Origin of the sequence: Arsenophonus endosymbiont of Bemisia tabaci Q2, assembly GCF_902713415.1 — a bacterium.
GTDB lineage: Bacteria > Pseudomonadota > Gammaproteobacteria > Enterobacterales > Enterobacteriaceae > Arsenophonus.
The window spans coordinates 1-1,290 of record NZ_CACTIE010000291.1; the positions used below are offsets into that span (position 1 = coordinate 1).

The following is a 1,290-nucleotide window of genomic DNA, read 5'->3' on the forward strand; positions in this document are numbered from 1 at the left end:
TAGCTGGGCGACTTTAAAATGATTACAAGTAATTACTCTATATCACTAAATTTATATTGGAGAAAAACATATATTTTGTAATCAAAATTAAGACGCTTAGCTATATAGGCGGCAGAGCATCCCCATTCAGCCAGACCAATCCCTATAATACGCGTATCAGGATGATATAGCCCGTTTTTTCCAATTCATAAAGGGAAGGGGCAATAATTTGCGGCGAGCCAAATCTCCTTTTTCGCCGAAAATAATTAAATTACATGCCTGAACAGCTTTATTAATTGCCATGATATAGGATTCTCCTTAAATACCAATTCTGTAGTGCTATGATAGCTTCAATAGAGAAAACAAATGTACCTTTTTGACTCGAACAGGTAAACAAAGCCACGATATTTTACTTTGCTCAAAAAATAATTCCCAACAAATTTGATTAGTTATATATGATTTTTAATTCTTCATATTTATTAAACTAAAATGCAAAGTAAATTAGACGCTCGTCATATTTTTAATAAAATTCAGTTAATAACTTCCTTTTTTCATTACTGACCAAACAACGCGTAGTACATTTTGACTTAAGTAACAAGATTTCCCCTTTGGCAATATTAGTAAAACGGGTAGCTTTTCAGTATGAACACATTAGAACAAATAAATAATAACTTTGAGTATTTCAGTAAATCAGAAAAGAAAGTTGCCAATTCAATCCTTGAAAGCCTGCAAAAAGCGATTCACTTTTGTATTGCAAGCCTAGCTAAATTGGCTAATGCGAGCGAACCCCCTGTAAATTGTTTTTGCCGTAGAATAGATACCAAGGTTTTTCCTGATTTTCAATTACGATTAGCACAAAGCTTCGGCAATGGAACATCCTATGTTAATCGTTTGGTTGATCAAGCTGATGCTGTCAGTTGCCATACGCAAAAAGTTTTTGATTCCGCCATCGCGCAATTATGTATTCTAAAAGATAACCTAAATACCACAAACATTAATCGTGCTATCCATCGCTAGCTAAGCGACTTAATTTTGATTACAAAATATATGTTTTTCTCCAATATAAATTTACTGATATAGCTAAGCAAACAAGATCGCTTTCTTTGGTTTAGCTGCCTCAGCAGCAGTTACTCATGGAGCTATGAGTAACTTTTTTCGTTTTTATATCCCAGTGCTCTATTTCGTTGATGTCATAATGCAAAACATATATTGTATTATAGCTAAGCGACTTAATTTTGATGACATTATTTATATGAGCTATTCAATTGATTTTAGACGTAAAGTGATATTTACGATGGAAGAAGAAGGGTT

1 protein-coding gene and 1 pseudogene are annotated in these 1,290 nt (G+C 33.2%); one reads left to right on the forward strand and one right to left on the reverse strand.

Annotation, left to right across the window (positions count from 1 at the left end):
* Nucleotides 1-104: 104 nt before the first annotated feature.
* Nucleotides 105-282, reverse strand: a pseudogene (locus ARSQ2_RS13365) (glucose-6-phosphate dehydrogenase); the annotation flags it as partial.
* Nucleotides 283-621: 339 nt separating this feature from the next.
* Here ARSQ2_RS13365 and ARSQ2_RS13370 point away from each other — a divergent pair.
* Complete coding sequence (locus ARSQ2_RS13370; RefSeq protein ID WP_238334495.1) at nucleotides 622-996, forward strand: MurR/RpiR family transcriptional regulator; 375 nt, start codon at nucleotides 622-624, stop codon at nucleotides 994-996.
* The last annotated feature ends 294 nt before the right edge of the window (nucleotides 997-1,290 follow it).